This is a genomic window from Roseicyclus marinus (genome assembly GCF_030163795.1).
GTDB lineage: Bacteria > Pseudomonadota > Alphaproteobacteria > Rhodobacterales > Rhodobacteraceae > Roseicyclus > Roseicyclus marinus.
Genome location: NZ_JASJOF010000008.1, coordinates 120,247 through 142,089, shown reverse-complemented (window position 1 = coordinate 142,089; position 21,843 = coordinate 120,247). Strand labels below are relative to the sequence as shown.

Sequence of the window (21,843 nt, the reverse complement as noted above, 5' to 3'; positions counted from 1 at the left end):
ATCCGCCCTCCTACTGTCGCCGTCGCGGCTGTGGTGAAAATCGAGCACTTGCATCAAAGTCCGTGACGTCCGCTTAACCGACCAACAAACTTAGCGGAGACCCGCAGAAACTTTCGGCGTCGACGCCGTGGGGCGTATGTATATGCGACCAGACCAACTCTCTCGCCAAACGCGGATCCGCGCGATGTGCAGTCGCGCCGATTGAGCTCCGATATACGGCTGCTCGCGTAGGATGCGGTCAAGATTTTCCTCCCTTAACAACGCATCGGGTGCGGGATCGTCGTTGCGGGAATAGACACCGAACGCTCGCAGGCAGCGCCACAGGAAATGCGCGGCCTCCAGAACCTGTTTGGTCTCGCCCTCGAGCGCTGCCTCGAACCGGCGCGGCAACGGCAGGTGCGCGTTCTTCAACCGAGCTCCAATCCGTGGCATAGGACCAAGTTGCGCCGCCGGCAGGAGAGTGTCTCCGGCAATTTCCGGCACTGCATACAAGGCATCGAAGTTGTCGATTGCCCGGGTCCACTTTTGGCGCAAGTCAGGACGCAGGGACCGCTCATGGACCCAAGCCCATTCACGATCAAGCTGCCATGGCTCAAGCCCGGTATCGGTCGCCACCTCCATCAACGTGTCGACGGGATTTTCGACGCGCGGGATGCCGGCATCCACGATCCGTGCCTGGAGTGTTCGCCAGCCGGGCATCCATTTGCGGTCGACATGATCAGCCAGACGAAGCAATATCAAACGGTAATTGACCATTTCTTGTTCATGTCGCGCGTCAGCGTCCACAGTCAGCTCTCGCCATGGAATGAGGTCGATCGGAGCGTCGAAAATCGTCTTGTCGGTTGTGAGCGAATACAGTCGCCGAGACGCGGTGATCAGTTCTTTCACCGCAAACTCACCGTATCCTGCCGCCATGGCGACCGATCGTAACGACTCCTCCAGTGATGTGGGCAACTCGCCGCTCCAACGCCGGAGCCAAGGCCTCTGGTCGCCGATCGTCGAACCCGGCAGGAGCACGGGGAACTTTGTGCGCAAGACGTCAAGGGACGCAAGGCCAGAGAGGCATTTCGGGACGTCCTGGGATGCACGGGCTCTCAAGAGGAACTGGCGGGCAGCAGCCACGTCAATCTCTGCAGGAGATATTGGTGGCTCGGCGCTCTGTGCATATTTTCTGATCAGCAGCAGTCCCGACAAGTGTACGTCTTTTGCGTCCATGGCCGTAGCGCGAGAGATCACGCCATCCCAGGCAGACAGCCGGTTCGTATGCGCGAGGAACGCGCGAAGGACGGTCCGGTAGTCGCGCAGAGTGAGGTCGGAACGTTCCGGGAATGTGGTATCGAAAAACGCCGAGGCGTCAGCGAAGAAGGTAGGACTATCGATGTCGAAGCCGGCTTCGAGCAGGTTTCGCAATATTCGGCGCAAGTCTTTCACCCGCCGAGGGCAGGCGGAGCGGTCTTTCGCAAAGCCAGATACTTCCGCCTCCACAAGATCTGGCAGCACAACCGGTCTTCTTTCTGACCTGCTTTTCCGTGGCTCGGCGGCTGCAGCATAGCGTTCCGGTCGCTGTACCCGGTCCGCGGTGACATTCTCGGGCACCGTCGCGGGGTCTGTAGTCCGAAGCAAAGAGAGCAGGGTCCGGAGGTAAAGATCGGCGGTGTCCGCTGAGACCTGCGCCGTTACCGCCACTTGGTATCGCGTTGCGTCCTCGATCGTCATCGACCACCCAGGCTCGGGCCCGCCTTCAACAAGGATTCCCAAGTCCACTGCAAGTTCGAACGCGCGTCGTGCGTGTGTCGCGTGGCTGACGGGAAGCCGTCCCCGCACAGCCGCAAGCGCGGCAGGCAATTCAATGCGTCGTTTGTCGCCGTCACGATACGTCGGCATTGGGCCAAATTTTTCTGGACCAAGGATCCCCGCGGCCACAACCCTTGGGTCCTCTCTCAGCTTGTCTATCGTCGAAAGGGATTTCCGAAACTTGTTCCTCTCTCTCCCGCGCAGGTCGCGGTCGCCGACGATCGCCATTTCCCGCGTCAAGTCACGCAAAGAAAGTCCGGGAAAAACCGCCTCGATCACGCGGCGGTTCACAGTGGCGAGGCGATATTCGCGCTTCAACTGATTGAGCAAAGTGTAGGGGTCCACCGTCGGCCATGCCCCGGCAAGTCGCGCATGTCGGTGTATGCTGGTTCGGCAGCGACCATAGATCGCCGCGTCACCAAAGGCCTCGGCAAGTCGGTCGCCCGGAATGCTGGGAAACCAAATCGAAAAATTCGCCTCGGATGCGAGCACATCAGGGTCGCGAAACGTCTCCGCGCCCATGGCCATCCGTGCCAGGTCCAGAAAGGCCAGTATCGAGGGCCCGCCAGAGGAAGGCACCAGGCCGTTTTCGATGCGCGAGCGGAGCTCTGCAAGGCTAAGGGGGGATTGCGAGTTTGTCATGCCAAGGAGCTGGGATCATGCGTCACGGCGGAAAAATTGCCGCCACATTCTTCGCCTCCGACGACGAGGTTGCCGGTGAGGTGCTGCTTTACCCCCGTCCTGAAGCTCCGCGCCGCGTCGGGCGAAAGCGGGAGGCGGATAGTACCTGTCAGTGTCATGTGCATTTCGTGTGGCCCTTTTCGAAGCTATCTACCGGCTGGCTCGAGCCAACCTTGGGATTTGCGCCATTCTTGCGAGAAGGTTGAGTTTTTGCCGTCTGCCCCCTAACGGAGTTCAGCAAAAATTTTCTAAGCCATTGCTTAAAATTGATAAGATTCTGCCGACGGCGCGGGAAAACATGATGGGAGAGCCCGTCGCCCGGTATCAGCCGACGGTTTCCCAGCTGCCCCGAGGCCGCTCTACCCGCTGGTCAACTGGCGGATCGCCCGCTCCGCAGCGGCACGATCAAGGGTCGCGGCCCGGGCTGTCATGAAGGTTTCGAAAAGGTGAAGGACGCGGACAAGTTCTTCGCCGCGCTCGGTGTAGACGGTGCATTCCCGCGCTTCCGTGACAGGGCCATCCGCGTCGTATCCCGTCTCTACGAAATGTATCTTCGTTCCGCGGCATTCCGAGTTGAGATCCGCAAGGATGATCCGACGGGTTTCGTCCAGTGCTGCATCGTCCCGTGTGTCGAACGGACGCCTGTCGCGGATGCGACTGAGTGTGTGGGACACGAAACCGGCGCGTCGGCTGGTGCCGCCAACTTGCTGTTCATGTGCCATGGCGGCGAGCTTCCGGCCCAAGGTGATCGTGGTCGTAGCGATGTCCTCAAAGGGCTGTGCGCAGATAGGATCTGTCTTCATGTGAACCTCTCATGTTGCCATGCCAACTCAGGCAAGGCGTCAGAACGAGGCCCCGGAGGATCACGCAGAGTTCAGCTTCGGGTCATTGCCATTGTGTGCTCCGGATCAAGGAAACAACGGTCTCGAGCGAGCTCTCCGCGTTCACCAGGAAGCTCGGTCAACCTGTCGGTGACGAACCAGATGGATTTGACGGCGGGGGATGCTGGATCGAGATGCGGATAAAACCAGGTGTCGGCTTCACAGAGATCGACGACGGTTTCGAAAGACAGAAGATGGTTCAGGACATTCAGGTCGCGGCGTGTGTCGCTGTCGCGCCGAGCGGCAGCCTGGAAATTGACCGCCGTGTTGATCACACGGGCTCCCACCGTCGCCCCGCAGATCGGGCGGGCGGCTTCCGCGAGGTCATTCCCGTGCATGACGAAAGAGTCCTGCACGAATTCAAGGCCTGTATGCTGCCTTAGGCTGAAAGGGATGCCGAACATGTCACTCGACCTTCCGATTGCGCTGCACCATCTTGGCAGCTTCAGAAACAACGCCCGTTTCGCCGTTCTCTGGGGCAGTTTTGGTTCGTTTCGATAGAGATATTGGCCAATCGGCGGAATGGCGAAGTAAAAAGATCGGTGGTGTCCGCAAGCCGTGTTGAGGTAACTTACCCTACAAATATTTTTTTGTAGGGTAAGTGCCATGATCAGACATCACAGCCACATCGGCACTGCCGCTTGGACCGACCTCCTGCGTATGCTGAAAGATGCTCAGATTTCCGAGCTCCGGGGGGCGCCGAAGCTGAAGGCGATAGGGAAGAAGCGATACTGGTATGATCAGTATCGGATCGGGAGCGACGTCGTGGATCGCTACATCGGCGAAGACAGCAAGGATCTCCGCGATCGGCTCGCTCGCCTGAAAGAACTGGCTTTGGAGCGAAAGGAGAAAGAGCGGGAGCGATCCCGCCTCATGCGGGTGCTTCGGGCGGAAGGATACTTGATGGCCGACGCGCAGACCGGGCAAGTGCTGTCGGCAATGGAGCGAGCGGGTATTTTTCGTCTCGGTGGCACCCTGCTCGGGACACAGGCATTTCGACTCTATGAAGGCGAACTCGGGTTTAAGATTGATTTCGGCAGTTCGGCAGTTACCGATGACATCGATATGGCGAGTTGCGAGCGGCTGTCGATTGTCTTGGAGGACGTGGTGGAGGAGCCGCTGTCGAAGGCATTCTCTCAGTTGAAATTCGCCCCCGTGCCCTCGCTTGAAAAGGTCAACATCTGGCGGTGGCAGCAGACTGATCGGACCACGCTCGTTGAGTTCCTCACGCCGTCCTTCGATGAAAAAGAGGGAATTAGAGACCTCCCGGCTCTCGGCATTAGCGCGCAGAGCCTGCGCCACCTTAATTTCCTGATCGCCGACCCGATCCAGGTGCCGCTCCTCTACCGCTCTGGGGCGCTCGTGCAGATCCCGAGGCCGGAGCGCTTTGCCGTTCACAAGTTGATCGTCGCCGGTCGGCGCAGGAGTGATCCAAGCAGGTTGAAGGCCCGAAAGGACCGGGCGCAGGCAGACCTGCTCATTGAAGTTCTAAGCGAGGAAAGGCCTACCGAACTTGCTGAGGCATACGAGGATGCAATGGAGCGCGGGCCAGCCTGGCGTAACAGGATATCAGCTTCGCTGAGCCTTATTCCTCAGGCTCGCAAGCGTATCGATGACATCACCTGACGGAGCGATTGGGCGACCAATACGATTTGTTAACACCTCCAAAAGATCTCGCCCTACAGGATCCGGTTCTGAAAAACTGAAAGGATCATGAGTTCTTCGTGCTTCGAGCGCGGACGCTCCGGAACTAACTCATAGACGTCGCGCCCAGGCTCGAGTTCGACAACATATCCGATTTGTTGAAGCAGCGCCGTGGCTGCAGCCCGCGTCGCACGACGACGGAGCGTATCATCATCGACCCCCAGGACGATAATGAAGGCGAAGCCTGGTGAAGAGTAATGAGACTGTGCGATCAACCTCAGACGGGGCAAGTCGGGATTCTGCCTTCTCAGATATGTCTCGACCTGCCCGAGATCGCGTTCACGGAAATCGTCCATTGCATGTCCTTTTCTGAATGATCGATGCGAAGATTGGCGATTTCCCATCAGACGAAGGCGTTTTCCTACAGTCCGAATTCTCACGTCCCGGTAAATCGCACAGGCCCGCCGCGTGCCGGTCGTGGCAGTTTCGATCCTTTGCGAATATCGGGACGGGAATGGGTGAGCATTCGGGACCGTAATGTTCTTCAGTGTTCATCCGACATGGGCCTCGGCGCGACATCACCGGCTGCGACAAGGGCTTCGCGCATCCGCGCCATGATGGTCGACGGAAGGCATGCGACGCGCGGGGTCGTCACATTCGTGTCGCCGACCTCCAGAAGCACCCGTTTGCGCATGTCGAAGATCGCGGGCGAGTCGATGCCGATCTCCCTCAGCTGATCGTGGCTGGCGAGAACGAGATGGTATGCGCGGATCTCCCGATCGTCAGTCGTGACATGCGCGAGGTCGAGGAACCGGCGTGCGCCGAGCGTCTTCTCGCCGACGACGAGGCCAAGGTGCCCGCCCGGCTTGGCCACCCGGGGTCTCTGGCCGAGATAGCTGGTGAGGACGATGTCGCCGACCCCAGCTCGTGGGGTGCCTGAATCCGTCGAAACGTTCGACACCGATGACGCGCCAGAGGCATCTTCCGCCCCAGCCTTTTCACTCACGGTTGGTCTACCTTGGCCCGCCGCAACGATATTTCCGCAGTCATGATCTGTCCGGGGAGGCGCGAAGATCAGAAGATGCTCCACGGCCTGCGCCGTGTCCGTGTCTGAAGGCATGAGCAGATCGTATTCACGAAACAGCCGTTCGAGGTCTGCGGCGACGTCTTCGAGTCCCCGAACAGGTGCAGCCGCCAGTTCATGGCTGTCCGCAAGCTTGGTCGACTCAATTCTCGCCGCAAGAATGCTCTCGCCGCTGTCTGCAAGGGTGACTTCGATTGCGGCGACGCATCCGTCTGCCTGAAGGGCCACACAGATTTCGGCCGGTGGCAGAGATGTGTGGCGGCAAGCGACGACCACCGGAAAGCCCATATTGCGATCGTGCGCGACGACGACGCCATAGTCGATGGCATCGAGGATTTCCTTCAACTCGCGAAGACCGTCGTCGGAGTAATGCATGTCGACCGTCGTGCCTTCGAGATGACCGAGGATCCGCTGACGCACGCCGGTGTCGGCCCCTGCGTGGAGAAGCTTCGAGGACAGGGTGCGGCGCATCGCGTAAATGTCTTCTTGCCCGCAATGTATCTTGAGAGATTTGAGCTTCGTTCGCATCCGGTCGCCAAAGATCTGCGAGCGTTTTCCATGAGAGGCATCTTCAGGAATTTCGGGGAACAGCCAGACGTCGCCGCGCCGCCGTTTTTGGCGAACCCAGTCCATGAAGCCGAGCTGGATGAGGAGCTCAGGGACTGGGAGGATACGCCGCGATTGTTCGGTCTTGGTCCTGTTCTCGATTGACAGGCAGAAGATACCGTCACGCAACAGGACGTTCTTTGTCTGCAATTGCAGGACTTCTTCAGGCCGCATTCCCATCGTGACGAGGATGAGAGGGACCCAGTAAAGAGCGTCCCGGACGATCACGCGCCGTGCGCCACTCGCAGGTCGAATGCGCTGCTTGCGGGATGCAGATCCGGTATAGATGGGCGATGTCAGCCACTGCCCCAAATGCTCCAGAGACCAGGACCGCCGGCGCTTCGGCGTGCTCACGCGTGTCGGGAGTCCGCAGGGGGTCTTCGCGCTCTTCCACCAGAGCGCCATCTTTCTTCTGAGGGCTTTCTGCGTCGGCACGATCCTTTCGTCGTCGTCGAGATCGCGTCCCACGGCTCGAGCACCCAAGGCTGCCTTCACGATACGCTGGAACATGTCGCGCAAGACGACGACGTAGGTGTCGGTCAGGCGCGGCGTCAGCTGCTCCGCGAGAAGACGCCGACGATCTGGCTTCGACAACGTCTCGTCGGCCAGGATGGATGCAATGACCTCAGCGTCTCGCGCGTCCGCCTGTGCGCGCTCTGCCTTGGGGCATAGGGTCTTGCCTTCGCGCTTGAAGCGGTTCTTGCCGTGGGCTTTGCCGTGGTTCTTCGGCAACCACCAGACGAATTCGAAGAAGTCCATCACGCCCTGCTGGTGCAGGCTTTTCACGGGGATGTCGCCGAAAACGGCGACGGCGAGATCGCCGACAACCTGGATCTTTCTCTCGACGGAGGAGGGTGCGTCGGCAAGGGCCTTACGGGTGGCCTCCGACAAGGTCATGGGCGGTTGCAGGCCCTCGCGGGTCGGCTTGAGGACGTGATCCGCGAGGAGGTCCCGGCCAAGTTGCAAGGGATCGTCGAAAGTCTCCTCGACTTGGGCTTCGAGATCGAGCAGCCGCTTGCGGGTGACGAGCACCTGCCGTGCGAGACCGGGATCGCTGAGCGCCGCATCATCGAGCCCTACGGTGTCCGCGGCGCCGCGCGCTGCCGCTGCCGCGCCAGACCAATCGCGCAGTTTGAGCGCAGTTCTGATGTCGGCCAACTCCGCGCGGATTGCGGCGAGCCGATCGTCGTTGTGGTCAGGGCAAGCCGGCGCCTCGAGGTCTGCAAGCATCCTGGCGACGGCCGCCCGCACCATCTCTTGCAGAAGTGTCCTCGCGCGGGTTTGGTCCACAGGATCGCCGGCAATCTCGTTCAACACGCGTCGTTCTCCTTCTTCCAGCGCGGTCCGCAAGGTGCAGGCCCGCCGTGTTGCGTCGGAGAGGACGTTGCTCTGAAGCGAAATGGACAGAAACGCAGGCGCACCGATTTCTTGGAGCGCAACTGGCCAGCGGCGGCGGAAGTGGAAGATTCCGTTTCTGCGGATGAGGTGCAGCCCCCATCTCCGGCCTGCCGGCGCCCGCCTGCGGGGCGGGCGATGTGAAGCAGCTTGTGAAGCAGTGTGACGCACACACGGGGGGTTGGCCGCTTGATCAGCGACTAACCCATTGGTTAATATGTTCTTTTTGTGTGGCATTGGCTGGGGTGGTAGGATTCGAACCTACGGTACACGGTACCAAAAACCGCTGCCTTACCGCTTGGCTACACCCCAACCGTGCCGCGCTAGTTACTTTGCAAGCGCGGGGGGATCAAGCCCCGGAATCGACAATTCCCACGCTTTCTCGCGGGGCGTTTCCGGGGCGTGTTTCGCGGCGCGTCACAGCCGGATCGGATCGCCCTTGGCCAGCCGGTCAAAGCCCATGAGGCTTGCCACCAGCGCGGGCATCTGGTCGAGCGGGATCATGTTCGGCCCGTCGCTCGGCGCGCGGTCGGGGTCTTCATGCGTCTCGATGAAAACGCCTGCGATGCCCAGCGATACGGCCGCCCGCGCCATGACGGGCGCGAATTCGCGCTGCCCGCCGGAACTGCCGCCCTGACCGCCGGGTTGCTGCACCGCATGGGTCGCGTCCATGATGACCGGGTAGCCGGTCTTCATCATCTCGGGCAGCGACCGCATGTCGGTGACCAGCGTGTTGTAGCCGAAACTTGCGCCGCGTTCGGTCAGCAGGATGCGGGTATTGCCGGTGGATTCGATCTTGGCCACGACATTGGGCATGTCCCAGGGTGCCAGGAATTGCCCCTTCTTGACGTTGATCACCGCCCCCGTCTCGCCCGCGGCCAGCAACAGGTCGGTCTGGCGGCACAAAAAGGCCGGGATCTGCAAGATATCGCACACGCCCGCCACCGCGCTGCATTGCTCGGGGCCATGCACATCGGTCAGAACGGGGCAGCCGATCTCGGCCTTCACGGCGTCGAGCACCGCCAACCCCTCGTCCATGCCAAGGCCGCGCTTGCCCTTCAGGCTGGTGCGGTTGGCCTTGTCGTAGCTGCCCTTGAACACGTAGGCCGCGCCCACTGCGGCGCAGGCTTCGGCCATCGTGCGGGCGATCATCAGGGCATGGTCGCGGCTTTCCAGCTGGCAGGGCCCCGCGATCACGGTCAGGGGCAGGTCGTTGCCGAGGCGCGCCGCCCCGGCGTCAACAATCTTCATCTCTTGGCCTTCCGGGTCTTGTCTGGTCAGGAACTCACCTGCTCGCGCAGGATCGTGACGGTCATCGTTACCATCAGGTAGATGCCCGCGAATACCAGAAACGCAAGAAGCGTGTTCTCGAACGCGCGCGGATAGGCGGCGCGGTCGGGCTGGACCGGGAAAACGCCCATCGACAGGTAGAGAGATTGGCGGTTCGCCTCGATCCGGGCCGATTCCTGATTCTGCAACGCCTGCGACAGCATCATCTGCCGGGTTTCCAGATCGGCCTGCGCGATCAGCAGCTCCGACTGGATCCGCGCCAGCGACGCGTCGCCGGTCTGCGTTTCGGTCAAACCGCCGCGCAGTTCCGCCAAGAGCGTCTCGAGCCGCGCGATGTTGTTCTCGGCGATCTGCACCCGGGTCGAATTGGGGCGGGCCGCCGCCATGATCTCGGCCAGCCGCAGCCGTTCTTGTTGCAGCTCCAGCTCGAAGGTCGAGATCTGCTGGAAGATGGTCGAAACCTCTGCCTCCGCCGACAGAACGCCACGCCGTTCCTGAAGCGCAAGAACCCGCGCCTGCGCCTCGGCGACGCGTGTTTCGGCCTCCTCGTAGCTTTCGCGTGCGCCCGCCATCTGGTCTTCGCGCAGGCGCTGGCTCATCTGGTCGACGCGTTCCTCGGCATAGCGGATCAACGCCTCGGAAAACGCCTGGCTGGTGGCCGGATCGGTCGCCAGCATTTCCATCTTGATAACACCTTCGGTCGGATCGTAACCGATGGTTAACTGGTTGCGGTAGGTCGCATACACATCCTCGACCGAAGCATCGGGTGCGAGCCGCACCAGCGGGTCGACGGTTGGGTCCGAGAAATGCGCGCGGAACCCAAGCTCCTCGTCCAGCCGCAACATCGCCTCGCGGCTTTCGAGGTAGCTTTGGACCACGATGCTTTCCTGCACGGTCGCGAAACTGCTTCCCCCCAGAAGCCCGCCAAGCCCCCCGGCGGAACTCGAACTGCTTTCGGCTTTCTGGATCACGAATTCGGTGTTCGTGGCGTAGAGCGGCGTAGCGACCATGTAGAAATAATAGGCCACCAGCAGCGTTGGCAGCAGCACGAAGATCCCCAGCCGCGAGGCCATCAGCACCAGACGCTTGCGCCTGCGCCGCGCGATGTCGCGCTGAACTTTCATGATCTCGGCCGCGCGCTGGTCGGCGGTCAGCGGACGGGGCGCGGCGGGCGGTCCGGGCGGCTGCACCGGGCGCGTGGTGGCGGGCAAGTTCGACACGGGCGCCGCATTGGCCGCCCCTGCGGCCTCGCCTTGGGTCTCTTCCATCACCAGGTCCAGCGCATTCGCCGGCGCGAAAGGATCAATGCCGCGCGCCCGAAGCAGGCGCACCGCGTCGAAATCGGACCCCGGCGAAAGGCCATGTTTTTGCGCCGTCCGTCGCGCCATGCGCAATTGACGCCCGGTCAGCCCCTCGGCGCGGATCGCGGCCAGTTCCCGCGGTGTCGCGGCCCCGGTGGCGGCTCCTGCCTCGGGCGCGGGATTGGCGGCTTGCGCCTTGCGGGCGGCGGCGGGCGATCCGGGCAGGGCGAAGTCGGCGAACCCGTCCTCGGGCTCCGCGGGTGCGGCCAGCAAATCCTCGGGTGCAATGGGCGGCGGCGCTGCGCGCTGCGGTCGGGGTGCCTGCGCCTCGGGCCGGCCGGGGGCCGGGTGCGGCGCATCGCTGCGACGGATGCGGAACTTACGCGCCTTGGGTGTCGTAGTCATAGAGCTGCTTCGCCTCTTCGAGCGTGTCGAACTGGTAGAGTTGACCGTCCCGCAAAACCGCGGCCTTGCGGGCGAATTTCTCCAGCGTCTGCGCCTGGTGGGACACGATGATCACGGTCGCATTCTTCAACCGTTCTGCAAGGATGCTGCCAGCCTTGCGGTTGAACTCGGCATCCGTCGTCTGCGGCATGCCTTCGTCGATCAGGTAGATGTCGAAATCCAGCGCCAGCATCAGCGCGAAATTGAACCGCGCCCGCATGCCTGCCGAATAAGTCCCGACCGGCATGTCGAAATATTCCTCGATCCCGCAGACCCAGCGGCAGAAGGCTTCGACGTAATCGGCGTCCAACCCGTAGAGCTGCGCGATGTAGCGGCTGTTCTCACAGGCCGACAGGCGCGGGATCACGCCCCCCATGAACCCCAGCGGGAACGAGATGCGCGCATCGCGGTAGATGTGCCCCTCGTCGGGTTTCTCGAGGCCGGCCATCATCTTGATCAAGGTGGTCTTGCCCGCGCCATTGGGTGCAAGGATGCCCAGCGACGATCCCAGCTCGACCCGGAACGAGGCGCGGTCGAGGATGACCTTGCGCCGTTCCCCGGTCCAGAAGGATTTCGAGACTTCGACGAATTCCAACATGCCTGTGTCAGCGCTCCGAGATTTGCCTGTCTGGTCGTGTTTGCCGTTCGGCCGGGGGTCTCAAGCCCCGGTCCACGATAACAAGACTAACGGCACTATGGGGCGGTATTATGTCCAATCTGCCTCAATCGCGCGTGATTGGTTACAATTTGTTATCTTTAGTGCGGTCAGGGTGCGGTCTTGCACCTGCTTGCCGCGCGTCCCGCGCCACTTAGGCTTTGGTGCATGGATCAGAACCCCGAGCTTTCCGACCGGATCGCAGCCTGTCGTCTGTGCGCCGAGCGTTTCGCGGCCACTGCAACCGCGCACATGCCGCGCCCGGTGCCGTGGTTCCGCCCCGGCGCGCGGATCCTCGTTGCGGGGCAGGCGCCGGGGATGCGCGTTCATCTGGCCGGGCGGCCGTTTTCCGACCCGTCCGGCGACAGGTTGCGCGACTGGATGGGCGTCACGCCCGAGGAATTCTACGACCAGGACCGGGTTGCCATCGTGCCCATGGCCTTTTGTTTCCCGGGCTATGATGCACGGGGCAGCGATCTGCCGCCGCCCGCGATCTGTGCCGCGACATGGCGGCGGGCCGTGCTGGACCGGATCGGCCCGGTCGCCCTGACCCTCCTGGTCGGCGGCGCGGCGCAGGGCTGGCATCTGCCGGGGCGCATGGCCGTGACCGACCGTGTCCGCGGCTGGCGCGACCACGCGCCCGCGGTCTTTCCCTTGCCCCATCCGTCTTGGCGCAATACGGCATGGCTCAGGAAAAACCCGTGGTTCGAGGCCGAGCTTTTGCCCGTCCTGCGCGCCCGGTTGCGGCAAGTGCTGGAGGCCCCATGACGATGACCCCGCTGGACCAAGCGCATGCCGCGATGGAGGCAGCCCCCGGCGACGATGCCCTACGCCTGCGCTTCTACGACCGGCTGGCGGGATCGGAACTGGTCCTGCTGCTCGAGGCCGAACCCGAGGGCGAGCGTATCCGCCCCGCGATCTTCCCGGTCGAGGATCAGCGCTTCGTCCTCGTTTTCGACCGCGAGGAACGGCTGACCGCCTTTGCCGAGGGGGCCGCGCCCTATGCCGCCTTGTCTGGGCGGGCATTGGCGGGGATGCTGGCGGGGCAGGGGATCGGGCTGGGCGTGAACCTTGGCGTCGCCCCCTCCTCGATCCTGATCGAGGCAGCCTCGGTCGATTGGCTCGCCGACACGCTCGCCGCAGCCCCCGAAGAGGTGGAGGAACGGCCCGAAACGCTGCAGCCCCCGGCCGGTTTGCCCGAGGCGCTGCTGACCGCGCTGGACGCGCGGCTGGCCACGGCCGAGGGCTTGGCACGCAACGCCTATCTTGTTGCCGCGACCTATGCCGGCGGGCGGCGCGGGCATCTGATGGCCTTCGTCGATGCCGTTCCGGGCGCCGAACCGGCGCTGGCGCGCGCGGTCGGCGATGCGCTCACCTTTTCCGGGATCGAGGCTGGCACGCTCGATGTGGGCTTTTTCCGGGCCTCCGATGCCTTCGCCGCGCGACTGGCCCGGGTTGGTTTGCGCTTCGACCTGCCAGAAGCTTCCACGGCCGAGCAGGTCGTCGGGGCCGCGCCCGGAATGGACCCGGATCGCCCGCCGCGCCTGCGCTGAGATTTCGCCCTTGGGCAAGGTCAGGCCAGCGGTGGGTCGGGATCGTCCGTATTTGGAGGAAGATGAAGGGGTGGGCCCGCCTCAATAGCCCCTGTCGCGGTCGACGAGATGGCGGAACGGCTCGCCCGCCTCGCCCCGGCGGATGTTCTCCACGATGGTGCGCGCGGCGCTTTCGGTGCGTGTGGCCGAGGCGATATGGGGCGTCACCGTGACCTGCGGGTGGGTCCAATAGGGATGGTCTTCGGGGAGGGGTTCGATCCGGAACGTGTCGAGCGTGGCATGACCCACCTGTCCCGAGGCAAGCGCATCGAGCAGCGCTGCATCCTCGATCAGCGGGCCGCGTCCGGGGTTCAGGATCACCGCACCCTTGGGCAGCAGCGCAAGTGTCTCGGCGTTCAGCGTATTCTCGGTCGAGGGCGTGTTGGGCAAAAGCAGCACCGCGATCTCGGCCGCCTTCAGCGCGTCGCGCAGCCCGTCTGCGCCATGGTGGCAGGTGACGCCCGGCACGGATTTGGGGCTGCGCGACCAGCCATGGGTTTGGAAATTCAATCGGGCCAGCATCCCGGCGCAGGCGCTGCCCAGCACGCCGAGGCCAAGGACAGCAACGCTTCGGTCCCGCGCCAGCGGCGGCGCGTCACCCCCGCGCCAGATCCCGTCCTGACCGAGGATATGCCGATCCATCCCGAGGTGGTGGCGCAGAACATGGCCGGTGACCCATTCCACCATCCCCTCGGTCAGCCCGTCGTCGACCATGCGCGCCAGCGGCACCTTGAGGGTGGGATTGCCCACCACATCCTCGACCCCGGCCCAAAGGTTCAGCACCGCCTTGAGCCGCGTGTAGGGCGTGAGATCGGTGAGCCCGCTGTTCGGGGCGTAGACGATGTAATCGACCGTTGCCGGATCCGCCTCGACCGTCAGGGTGGCATGGGCCAGCCCCACATCCTCCAGCGCGCGCCGCAGCGGGGTTTCGTAGGCGGTCCACCGCTCGGATTTGGCGGCGAAAAGGATGGTGGTCATGGGGCTGGTCCTGTCTGTCTAGCGCGGTCGATGGATATGGGCGCTTTGCACCAGACCGAAGGCCACCATCAAGACCAGCATTGCCGATCCGCCATAGCTGACCAGCGGCAGGGGCACCCCCACAACCGGGGCAAGGCCCATGACCATGGCCATGTTGATCGCGAAATAGAGGAAGAAGGCGACGGCGATCCCCATCACCAGAAGCGAGGCGAAGCGGTCCCGGTGTTGGATCGCGGTCACGATGCAGAAAACGAGGATCAGAATATAGAGCGCCAGAAGCGAGGCGGCGCCGACAAAACCGAATTCCTCGGCCAGCGTGGTGAAGATGAAGTCGGTGTGCTTCTCGGGAAGGAAGTTCAGGCGGCTCTGCGTGCCTTCCATGAACCCACGCCCGGTCCAGCCGCCCGATCCGAGCGCGATCTGGCTTTGCGTGATGTGGTAGCCCGCGCCCAAGGGATCGTTGGTGGGGTCCAGAAACGTGTCGATCCGGCGATACTGGTAATCTTGCAGCAATTGCCACGGCGTCCCGCGCGAGGCGAAGACGGCAGCCACCGCCCCTGCACCGGAGGCGATCACGGCCGCGAAATAGGCCCAATGAACGCCCGCGACGAACATCACCGCGCCGCCGCCCATCAACAACAGCAAGGCGGTGCCGAGATCGGGCTGCATCAGCGTCAGAAAGGTCGGCACGCCGATCAGAACCAGCGGGATCAGCACGAAAAGCGGGCGCGATTTCTTGGACAGGTCAAGCCAGTCGTAATAGGCCGCCAGCACCATCACCAAGGTGATCTTGGTCAGTTCCGAGGGTTGCAGCCGCATGAAGCCGAGGTCGATCCAGCGCTGCGCGCCCATGCCGACCGCGCCGAAAAATTCGACGAAGACGAGCAACAGCACCGAAATGCCATAGGCCAGTGCCGACATGTTGCGCCAGAACCAGATCGGCACCATTGCGACGACCAGCATCAGCACGAACCCCAGCGCGAAACGTTTCATCTGCGGCTCGGCCCAGCGGGACAATTGCCCGCCCGCGACCGAATAGAGCATCAAGAAGCCCACGCAGGCGACCGCCACGATCAGCAAGATCAGCGCCCAGTTCAGGTACAGCACCTTGCGCCAGCCCGAAGGCGTGATCTTCACGTTGTATTCTAGAAAACTCATGCTTGGCTCCGCACGGTGCGGCCCGTGGGCACGGGCGGCGTGGGCAGGATCGGAAGCTCGCGGTGCAGCCGTTCGATGTCGCGGCGCTGGTTCGTGGGATAAAGCTCGAGGGGCGGAACCTCGCCCAGCTGCGCCCGCAACAAGATGTCGCGCGCGATGGGCGCGGCCACCGCCGACCCGCCGCCGCCGTGCTCCACGATCACCGCGCAGGCATAACGCGGGTTGGTATAGGGGGCATAGCCGACGTAAAGCGCGTGGTCGCGCCGTTCCCAAGGCAGGTCGTCGTTCGAGATCACCCCCGAGGCGCGTTCGGCCGCCGAGATATTGCGCACTTGGCTCGTGCCGGTCTTGCCCGCGATCCCAAAATCCGACACCTCGACGCGGCTGGCATAGGCAGTACCGCGCCGGTCATTGTTCACCTGCCACATGCCGCGATGGATGTAGTCCAGATGCGCCGGTGCAAAGCCCATGTCCGGGGCGGCATCGGGCAGTTGGCTCACCCCGTCGACGGAGCGGATGATGGAGGGCTGGACAGCCCGACCCGTGGCCAGCCGCGCCGTCATCACTGCAAGATGCAGCGGCGAGGACAGGACGAAACCCTGCCCGATCGAGGCGTTGAGCGTATCGCCCACCACCCAGGCCGCGCCGCGGTTCTGCACCTTCCATTCCATCGTGGGGGCAAGACCCTCGGCGATGCCCGACAGGGGCAGGTCGTGGCGCACGCCGCAGCCCAGCCGCCGCGCCATGGCCGTGATCGCCTCGATCCCCACCCGCTGCGCGATATCGTAGAAATAGACGTCGCAGCTTTGGGCAAGCGCCTGCACGAGGTCCATCCGGCCATGCCCACCGCGCCGCCAGCAATGGAACCGTCGGTCGCCCACATCCATGTGGCCGGGGCAACCCACGGTCTCCTCGGGGTTGATGATGCCCGCCTCGAGCGCGGCCAGCGCCACGATCATCTTGTAGGTCGAGCCGGGCGGATAAAGCCCCTGCGTCGCCTTGTTCGCAAGCGGGCGATAGGCATCGTTGTTCAAGGCGTTCCACGACGCGGTCGAGATCCCGCGCACGAAGAGGTTGGGGTCATAGGTCGGGGCCGAAGCCAGCGCCAGGATCTCGCCGGTCTGGCAATCGATCACCACCGATCCCGCGCTTTCGCCCGACAGCCGCGCCTCGACGTAGTTTTGCAAGCCCGCATCGACGGTCAACTGCACATCCGCGCCCGGATCGGGCGGGTCGCGGTCCAGTTCGCGCATGATGCGGCCGCCGGCGTTCACCTCGACGCGCTTGGTTCCGGCGCTGCCCCGCAGGCGGTGTTCCAGCCGCGCCTCGACATTGTTCCGCCCGACCTGGAAATCCGGGATCTGGAGAACAGGATCGGTATCTCCCGTCTGTTCGAGGTAATAATCCGAAACCGGGCCGACATAGCCCACTACATGGGCAAAATCGCCCCCCATCGGATAAATCCGGCTCAGGCCCACCTCCGGCGTCACCCCGGGCAGGGCGGGGGCATTGACCGCCACGGCGCTCAATTCCGCCCAGCTCAGCCGGTCGGCGATGGTGACGGGCACGAAGGGCGGGCGGCGCGCGATTTCCTGACGCGCGCGGTCCAGCGCCACCATGTCGAGGTTCACGATGCGCGCCAATTCCGCCAGCACGGCGTCCACATCGCCCGCGTCCTCGCGCACCAGCGTGATCCGGTAATTCTGCTCGTTGCCCGCCAGAAGCACGCCACCCCGGTCAAAGATCAGGCCGCGCGCGGGCGGCAGCAGCCGGATATTGATCCGGTTCTCCTCGGCCAGCATCCGGAAATCCTCGGCCCGCTCGACCTGAAGGTAGCGCATCCGCGCGGCAAGCACCCCGCCGGTGGCGACGAACAGCCCGCCCACGACAAGGCTGCGGCGCCCGATTTGGCGCGCGCTGTCCGTCGTGTCTTTCTGGGTGCGCTTCATGCGGTCACAATGCCTCAGCCTCGGCTGGCCCGATCTTACGCAAGCCGAACAGGAATTTCGAGACAGCCACGACAAGCGGGTAGATCGCCGCGGTGACAATCCCGTGAGTGAGCGACAGGCCAAGGGGCGGCAAGTCGACCATCAGCACCCACAAGATGATGCGCTCCAGAACGATCATGGCAAGGATCGCGCCCGCAAAGGCGGACCATTCCACGAGGAACGGAAACTCCGTCATCGTCAGGCGGCGCTGGCGCAGGCTTTCGGACACGATCAAGACCAACAGCGTCCAGAGTCCCGGCGGGCGCTGGAACAGGAAATCGCTCAAAAGGAACACGATCAGGATCGACCCGATGGGCACGACGGCGGGCTGTCGCAACAGCCAGGCCAGCGTCAGCGCCAAAAGCAGGTCCGGCCCCGGCAGCCCCTGGTCATGCAGGCTCAGCGGCAAGAGCTTGTAGGCGATCACCGCCGCGCACAGGCCCAGAAAAAGGGCGCGGTAGGCCCAGATATGCCGGGGCGAGGTGAGGCCGGTCATTCCAGCACCCCCTCGCGCCCAAGCCGCGCCGCCTGATCGGGCCGCTGCACCGGCGCGACACCGGGCGGCAGCACGAACCCCTCGGGCGGGGGCCATGGCGGGCCGATCAGACTGCCCGGATCGTCCAGCGACGTGCCCGGATGGCTGCGCATCACGCGCAGGAACCGCAGCCGCGCAAGATCCGCGGACAGCCGCGCCCGCAGCCGCCTGTCCGTGGTCTCCACCACCTGCCCGACCAAAAGCCCGGGCGGAAACAGGCCGTCATCCCCCGAGGTCACAATCCGGTCACCCGCGCTGATATCCTCGGGCGATTCGATGAAATCGAGGATCGGGGCCTGCGTGTTGTCGCCCATCAGCAGGGCCTGCTGCCCCGAGGGCTGGATCGTCACCGGCACCCGGCTGCTCGCATCCGTCAGCATCAGCACCCGCGACGTGCGGTCGCCCACGCCCGAGATGCGCCCGACGACGCCAAGCCCGTCCATCGTCGCCCAGCCGTCAAGGATGCCGTCCCGCGCGCCGACATTGAGCAGAACCGACCGCCGGAACGGGCTTCCCGCATCGGCCATCACGATCCCGGTGACAAAGGTCAGTTCCGGGTTCAACTGCACCCGGTTCAGGTCCAGAAGCCGCGCGTTTTCCTGTTCCAGCTGCAACGCCGCCTCGCGCCACGCGCGCATCTGCTGCAATTCGCGGCGCAATTCCTGGTTCTGTTCGTAAAGCCGCGCGTAGCTCTGGAAATCGTCCAGCATCCGCGCGAGCCCCGTCACCGGTGCCAACGCCCAATCCATATTGGGCACCACCGTGTCCACGATGGCCGCGCGCATCCGTTCGATCCGCGGATTGTCGATGCGCCAAACCAGCACGAGCGCCAGCAGGCACAGCACCAGAACCGTCACCAGCAAGCGCCGGACGGGACGGGTATGGGCGGCGTCGTGACTGTCGCGGGCCATGTCGCTCCTTCAGCGGGGCGGGATGGGTCTGGCGGGCGGGGTCGTCAGCTGTCGTAATCTATCGCATGACGCAGGAGCTTTTCATACTCCAGCGCCTTGCCGGTGCCGATGGCCACGCAGTTCAGGCTTTCATCCGCCACCGAGATGGCCAGCCCCGTCTGTTCGCGCAGCGCAAGGTCCAGCTCGCCCAAAAGCGCCCCGCCCCCTGTCAGCATCACGCCGCGGTCCACGATATCGGCGGCCAGATCCGGCGGTGTCGCCTCCAGCGCGCCCATCACCGCCTCGCAGATCGTCTGCACCGGTTCGGCCAGCGCCTCGGCCACTTGGGCTTGGCTGATCTCCGTCTCCTTCGGCACACCGTTCAAGAGGTCGCGCCCGCGGATCCGCATCGACGCGCCACGCCCGTCATCGGGCATCCGCGCCGTCCCGATGGAGGTCTTGATCCGTTCGGCGGTCGATTCCCCGATCAACAGGTTATGCTGGCGGCGCAGGTAGCTGATGATCGCCTCGTCCATGCGGTCACCGCCCACGCGCACAGAGCGCGCGTAAACGATATCGGCCAGAGACAGCACCGCAACCTCGGTCGTGCCGCCGCCGATATCGACGACCATCGACCCCGTGGGATCGGTGATCGGCATCCCCGCGCCGATGGCGGCGGCGATGGGTTCGGCGATCAGCCCCGCCTTGCGCGCGCCCGCGCCCAGAACCGATTGACGGATCGCCCGCTTTTCCACCGGGGTCGCGCCGTAGGGCACGCAGACGATGATCTTGGGCTTGGTGAAGGTGGTGCGCTTGTGGACCTTGCGGATGAAGTGCTTGATCATCTCTTCGGCCACGTCGAAATCGGCGATGACACCGTCACGCATCGGCCGGATCGCTTGAATGCTGCCCGGCGTGCGGCCCAACATCAGCTTGGCATCCTCGCCAAAGGCCAATGCCTTCTTCACGCCGTCCTTGACCTGATAGGCCACGACGGAAGGTTCGTTCAGGATCACGCCGCGTCCTTTGACATAGACCAGCGTGTTGGCCGTGCCGAGGTCGATCGCCATATCCGACGAAAAAAGGTTGCCCCACAAAGCCATAGACCGTTGTCCCTTCAAATAGTCCAAAGGGCATGACCCGCGCCCCCGACAGGAGACTCGGCCATGCCCTGACCGAACTCATATAGGCGCTCACGCTCCGGGGCGTAAAGGCCCCCATGCCGCCGCGGTAAGCGTCATTCCGCCGGGGGTGCGTATCTTGAACCGCCTCCGCGCCTTTGCGGGCAAACCGCAGTTTTCCGGATGGAAAACCGCGGTCCGCAGCCTCGCGCGCGCCTCAGCCCGCGTCCTTGTAGGACACTTCGCGCTTGTCCGAGCCCAGCTTTTCGCGCCGCACGATCAGCCGGTTGAGCGCGTTCACATAGGCTTTCACGCTGGCGACCACCGTGTCGGTGTCCGCCGACTGACCCGTGGCGATCCGTCCATCCTCCTCGATCCGCACGGTTACGGTCGCCTGCGCGTCCATCCCCTCGGTCACCGCACTCACCTGGTAGAGTTGCAGCACCGCCTCGTTGGGATAGAGCGCCTTGACCGCGTTGAAGGCCGCATCGACCGGCCCGTCGCCCTGCGCGGTGGCCTGCTTGTCCGCCTCGCCCACGCGCAGCGTGATATCGGCCGATTGCGGTGCCTCGGTCCCGCAGATCACCCGCAGGAATTTCAGCTCCAGATGGTCGGCCTGTCCCGCGGCGGCAGCATCGGTCACCAGCGCGATCAGGTCGTCGTCGAACACTTCCTTCTTGCGGTCGGCCAGCGCCTTGAACCGCACGAAAAGATCATTGAGCTGGTTGTCGACCATGTCGAAGCCGAGATCCTTGAGCTTGGCGCGCAACGCGGCCCGCCCCGAATGCTTGCCAAGCGGCAGGGACGTGCCCGACAGGCCCACATCCTCGGGGCGCATGATCTCGAACGTGTCCTTGGATTTCAGCATCCCGTCCTGATGGATACCGGACTCGTGCGCAAAGGCGTTCTTGCCGACGATGGCCTTGTTGGGTTGCACCACGAAGCCCGAGACCGTGCTGACCCGGCGCGAGATTTGCATGATCTTCGTCGTGTCGACGCCCGTCGAATAGGGCATGATGTCGTGGCGGACCTTGAGCGCCATGACCACTTCTTCCAGCGCGGTATTGCCCGCACGCTCGCCCAGACCGTTGATCGTGCATTCGATCTGGCGCGCGCCGCCCGCGACGGCGGCCAGCGCATTGGCCGTCGCCATGCCCAGATCGTTGTGGCAATGCGTGGCAAAGACGACGGTATCGGCGCCCGGCACTTCGGCGATCAGCCGCCGGATCAGGTCGGCGCTCTCCACGGGTGCGGTATAGCCCACCGTGTCGGGAATATTGATGGTCGTGGCCCCGGCCTTGATCGCGATTTCCACCACGCGGGCGAGGTAATCCCATTCCGTCCGCGTCGCATCCATCGGCGACCATTGCACGTTGTCGCACAGGTTGCGGGCGTGGGTGACCGTGTCGTGGATCCGTTCGGCCATCTCGTCCATCGTCAGGTTGGGGATGGCGCGGTGCATCGGCGACGTGCCGATAAAGGTGTGGATACGCGGAGATTTGGCGTGTTTCACCGCCTCCCAGCAGCGGTCGATGTCGTTGAAATTCGCCCGCGCGAGGCCACAGATCGTGGCGCGCTTGGCCAGTTTCGCGATCTCGGATACGGCGGCGAAATCGCCCTCGGACGCGATGGGAAACCCGGCTTCGATGATATCGACGCCCATCTCGTCAAGGAGCGCCGCGATCTCCAGCTTTTCCTCGTGGCTCATGGTGGCGCCCGGCGATTGCTCGCCGTCACGCAGCGTCGTGTCGAAAATGAGGACGCGATTGGGATCGATGGTCATGGCAGGTCTTCCTTAGCTTGGTG

General features: G+C 63.8%; 18 protein-coding genes, 1 tRNA gene and 1 pseudogene. 3 read left to right on the top strand and 17 right to left on the bottom strand.

From position 1 onward, the window contains the following. Nucleotides 1–90: 90 nt before the first annotated feature. The 3 genes from QQK63_RS13655 to QQK63_RS13645 form a co-directional block, all read right to left on the bottom strand. Nucleotides 91–2,316: a hypothetical protein gene (locus QQK63_RS13655; RefSeq protein WP_277829046.1), complete on the bottom strand. Its 2,226-nt coding sequence runs from the start codon at nt 2,314–2,316 to the stop codon at nt 91–93. Nucleotides 2,317–2,834: 518 nt separating this feature from the next. After that, entirely contained in the window at nt 2,835–3,278 is a 444-nt protein-coding gene (locus tag QQK63_RS13650) for a hypothetical protein (protein WP_277829044.1), read from the bottom strand. A gap of 71 nt (nt 3,279–3,349) precedes the next feature. Next, complete coding sequence (locus QQK63_RS13645; RefSeq protein ID WP_277829042.1) at nt 3,350–3,760, bottom strand: hypothetical protein; 411 nt, start codon at nt 3,758–3,760, stop codon at nt 3,350–3,352. A 202-nt stretch (nt 3,761–3,962) separates the two neighbouring features. On the opposite strand from QQK63_RS13645, the gene QQK63_RS13640 reads away from it, so the two are divergent. After that, on the top strand, nt 3,963–4,982 hold the full coding sequence (locus tag QQK63_RS13640; RefSeq protein WP_277829040.1) for a nucleotidyltransferase family protein: 1,020 nt from the start codon (nt 3,963–3,965) through the stop codon (nt 4,980–4,982). A gap of 53 nt (nt 4,983–5,035) precedes the next feature. On the opposite strand, the gene QQK63_RS13635 is transcribed toward QQK63_RS13640, so the two are convergent. From QQK63_RS13635 to QQK63_RS13610, 7 genes and pseudogenes are all read right to left on the bottom strand, one after another. Then, nucleotides 5,036–5,356: a hypothetical protein gene (locus tag QQK63_RS13635; RefSeq protein WP_277829038.1), complete on the bottom strand. Its 321-nt coding sequence runs from the start codon at nt 5,354–5,356 to the stop codon at nt 5,036–5,038. Between the two features lie 188 nt (nt 5,357–5,544). Continuing rightward, nucleotides 5,545–8,007 carry a tyrosine-type recombinase/integrase gene (locus QQK63_RS13630; RefSeq protein ID WP_277829036.1) on the bottom strand — a complete coding sequence of 821 codons (2,463 nt, stop codon included), beginning with the start codon at nt 8,005–8,007 and terminating at the stop codon, nt 5,545–5,547. A gap of 27 nt (nt 8,008–8,034) precedes the next feature. Next, nucleotides 8,035–8,322 (bottom strand): annotated as a pseudogene (locus tag QQK63_RS17740) (DUF6538 domain-containing protein); the annotation flags it as partial. Further along, a tRNA-Gln gene (locus tag QQK63_RS13625) sits at nt 8,323–8,397 on the bottom strand. It lies immediately after the preceding pseudogene. A gap of 105 nt (nt 8,398–8,502) precedes the next feature. Then, a complete protein-coding gene (kdsA, locus tag QQK63_RS13620) occupies nt 8,503–9,336 on the bottom strand; it encodes a 3-deoxy-8-phosphooctulonate synthase (RefSeq protein ID WP_277829034.1) in 834 nt (277 codons plus the stop codon). Between the two features lie 26 nt (nt 9,337–9,362). Continuing rightward, nucleotides 9,363–11,081 carry a KpsE/RkpR family capsule polysaccharide export protein gene (locus QQK63_RS13615; protein ID WP_277829032.1) on the bottom strand — a complete coding sequence of 573 codons (1,719 nt, stop codon included), beginning with the start codon at nt 11,079–11,081 and terminating at the stop codon, nt 9,363–9,365. Beyond that, nucleotides 11,056–11,718 carry an ABC transporter ATP-binding protein gene (locus tag QQK63_RS13610; RefSeq protein WP_277829030.1) on the bottom strand — a complete coding sequence of 221 codons (663 nt, stop codon included), beginning with the start codon at nt 11,716–11,718 and terminating at the stop codon, nt 11,056–11,058. Before QQK63_RS13610 ends, QQK63_RS13615 begins: the two co-directional genes overlap by 26 nt. Before the next feature lie 225 nt (nt 11,719–11,943). Between QQK63_RS13610 and QQK63_RS13605 the strand changes: the two genes are divergently transcribed. Both QQK63_RS13605 and QQK63_RS13600 read left to right on the top strand, forming a co-directional pair. Further along, entirely contained in the window at nt 11,944–12,543 is a 600-nt protein-coding gene (locus tag QQK63_RS13605; protein ID WP_277829028.1) for a uracil-DNA glycosylase family protein, read from the top strand. Beyond that, nucleotides 12,540–13,328 carry an SseB family protein gene (locus QQK63_RS13600; protein WP_277829026.1) on the top strand — a complete coding sequence of 263 codons (789 nt, stop codon included), beginning with the start codon at nt 12,540–12,542 and terminating at the stop codon, nt 13,326–13,328. The genes QQK63_RS13605 and QQK63_RS13600 overlap by 4 nt, the downstream gene beginning before the upstream one ends. Before the next feature lie 81 nt (nt 13,329–13,409). Here the strand turns inward: QQK63_RS13600 and QQK63_RS13595 are convergent, their stop codons facing one another. The 7 genes from QQK63_RS13595 to QQK63_RS13565 form a co-directional block, all read right to left on the bottom strand. Next, a complete protein-coding gene (locus tag QQK63_RS13595; protein ID WP_277829024.1) occupies nt 13,410–14,345 on the bottom strand; it encodes a 2-hydroxyacid dehydrogenase in 936 nt (311 codons plus the stop codon). Nucleotides 14,346–14,363: 18 nt separating this feature from the next. Next, complete coding sequence (gene rodA, locus QQK63_RS13590) at nt 14,364–15,503, bottom strand: rod shape-determining protein RodA (protein WP_277829022.1); 1,140 nt, start codon at nt 15,501–15,503, stop codon at nt 14,364–14,366. Continuing rightward, the gene (mrdA, locus tag QQK63_RS13585; RefSeq protein ID WP_277829020.1) at nt 15,500–17,452 is read right to left on the bottom strand and encodes a penicillin-binding protein 2; all 1,953 of its coding nucleotides are present in this window, start codon (nt 17,450–17,452) and stop codon (nt 15,500–15,502) included. Before mrdA ends, rodA begins: the two co-directional genes overlap by 4 nt. Nucleotides 17,453–17,456: 4 nt before the next feature. Continuing rightward, nucleotides 17,457–17,987 carry a rod shape-determining protein MreD gene (locus tag QQK63_RS13580; protein ID WP_277829018.1) on the bottom strand — a complete coding sequence of 177 codons (531 nt, stop codon included), beginning with the start codon at nt 17,985–17,987 and terminating at the stop codon, nt 17,457–17,459. Beyond that, nucleotides 17,984–18,937: a rod shape-determining protein MreC gene (gene mreC / locus QQK63_RS13575; RefSeq protein ID WP_277829016.1), complete on the bottom strand. Its 954-nt coding sequence runs from the start codon at nt 18,935–18,937 to the stop codon at nt 17,984–17,986. Before mreC ends, QQK63_RS13580 begins: the two co-directional genes overlap by 4 nt. Nucleotides 18,938–18,981: 44 nt before the next feature. Continuing rightward, nucleotides 18,982–20,019, bottom strand: a complete 1,038-nt coding sequence (locus QQK63_RS13570; RefSeq protein ID WP_277829014.1) for a rod shape-determining protein — start codon at nt 20,017–20,019, stop codon at nt 18,982–18,984. Nucleotides 20,020–20,254: 235 nt separating this feature from the next. Next, nucleotides 20,255–21,820: a 2-isopropylmalate synthase gene (locus QQK63_RS13565; RefSeq protein WP_277829012.1), complete on the bottom strand. Its 1,566-nt coding sequence runs from the start codon at nt 21,818–21,820 to the stop codon at nt 20,255–20,257. Between the last annotated feature and the right edge of the window lie 23 nt (nt 21,821–21,843).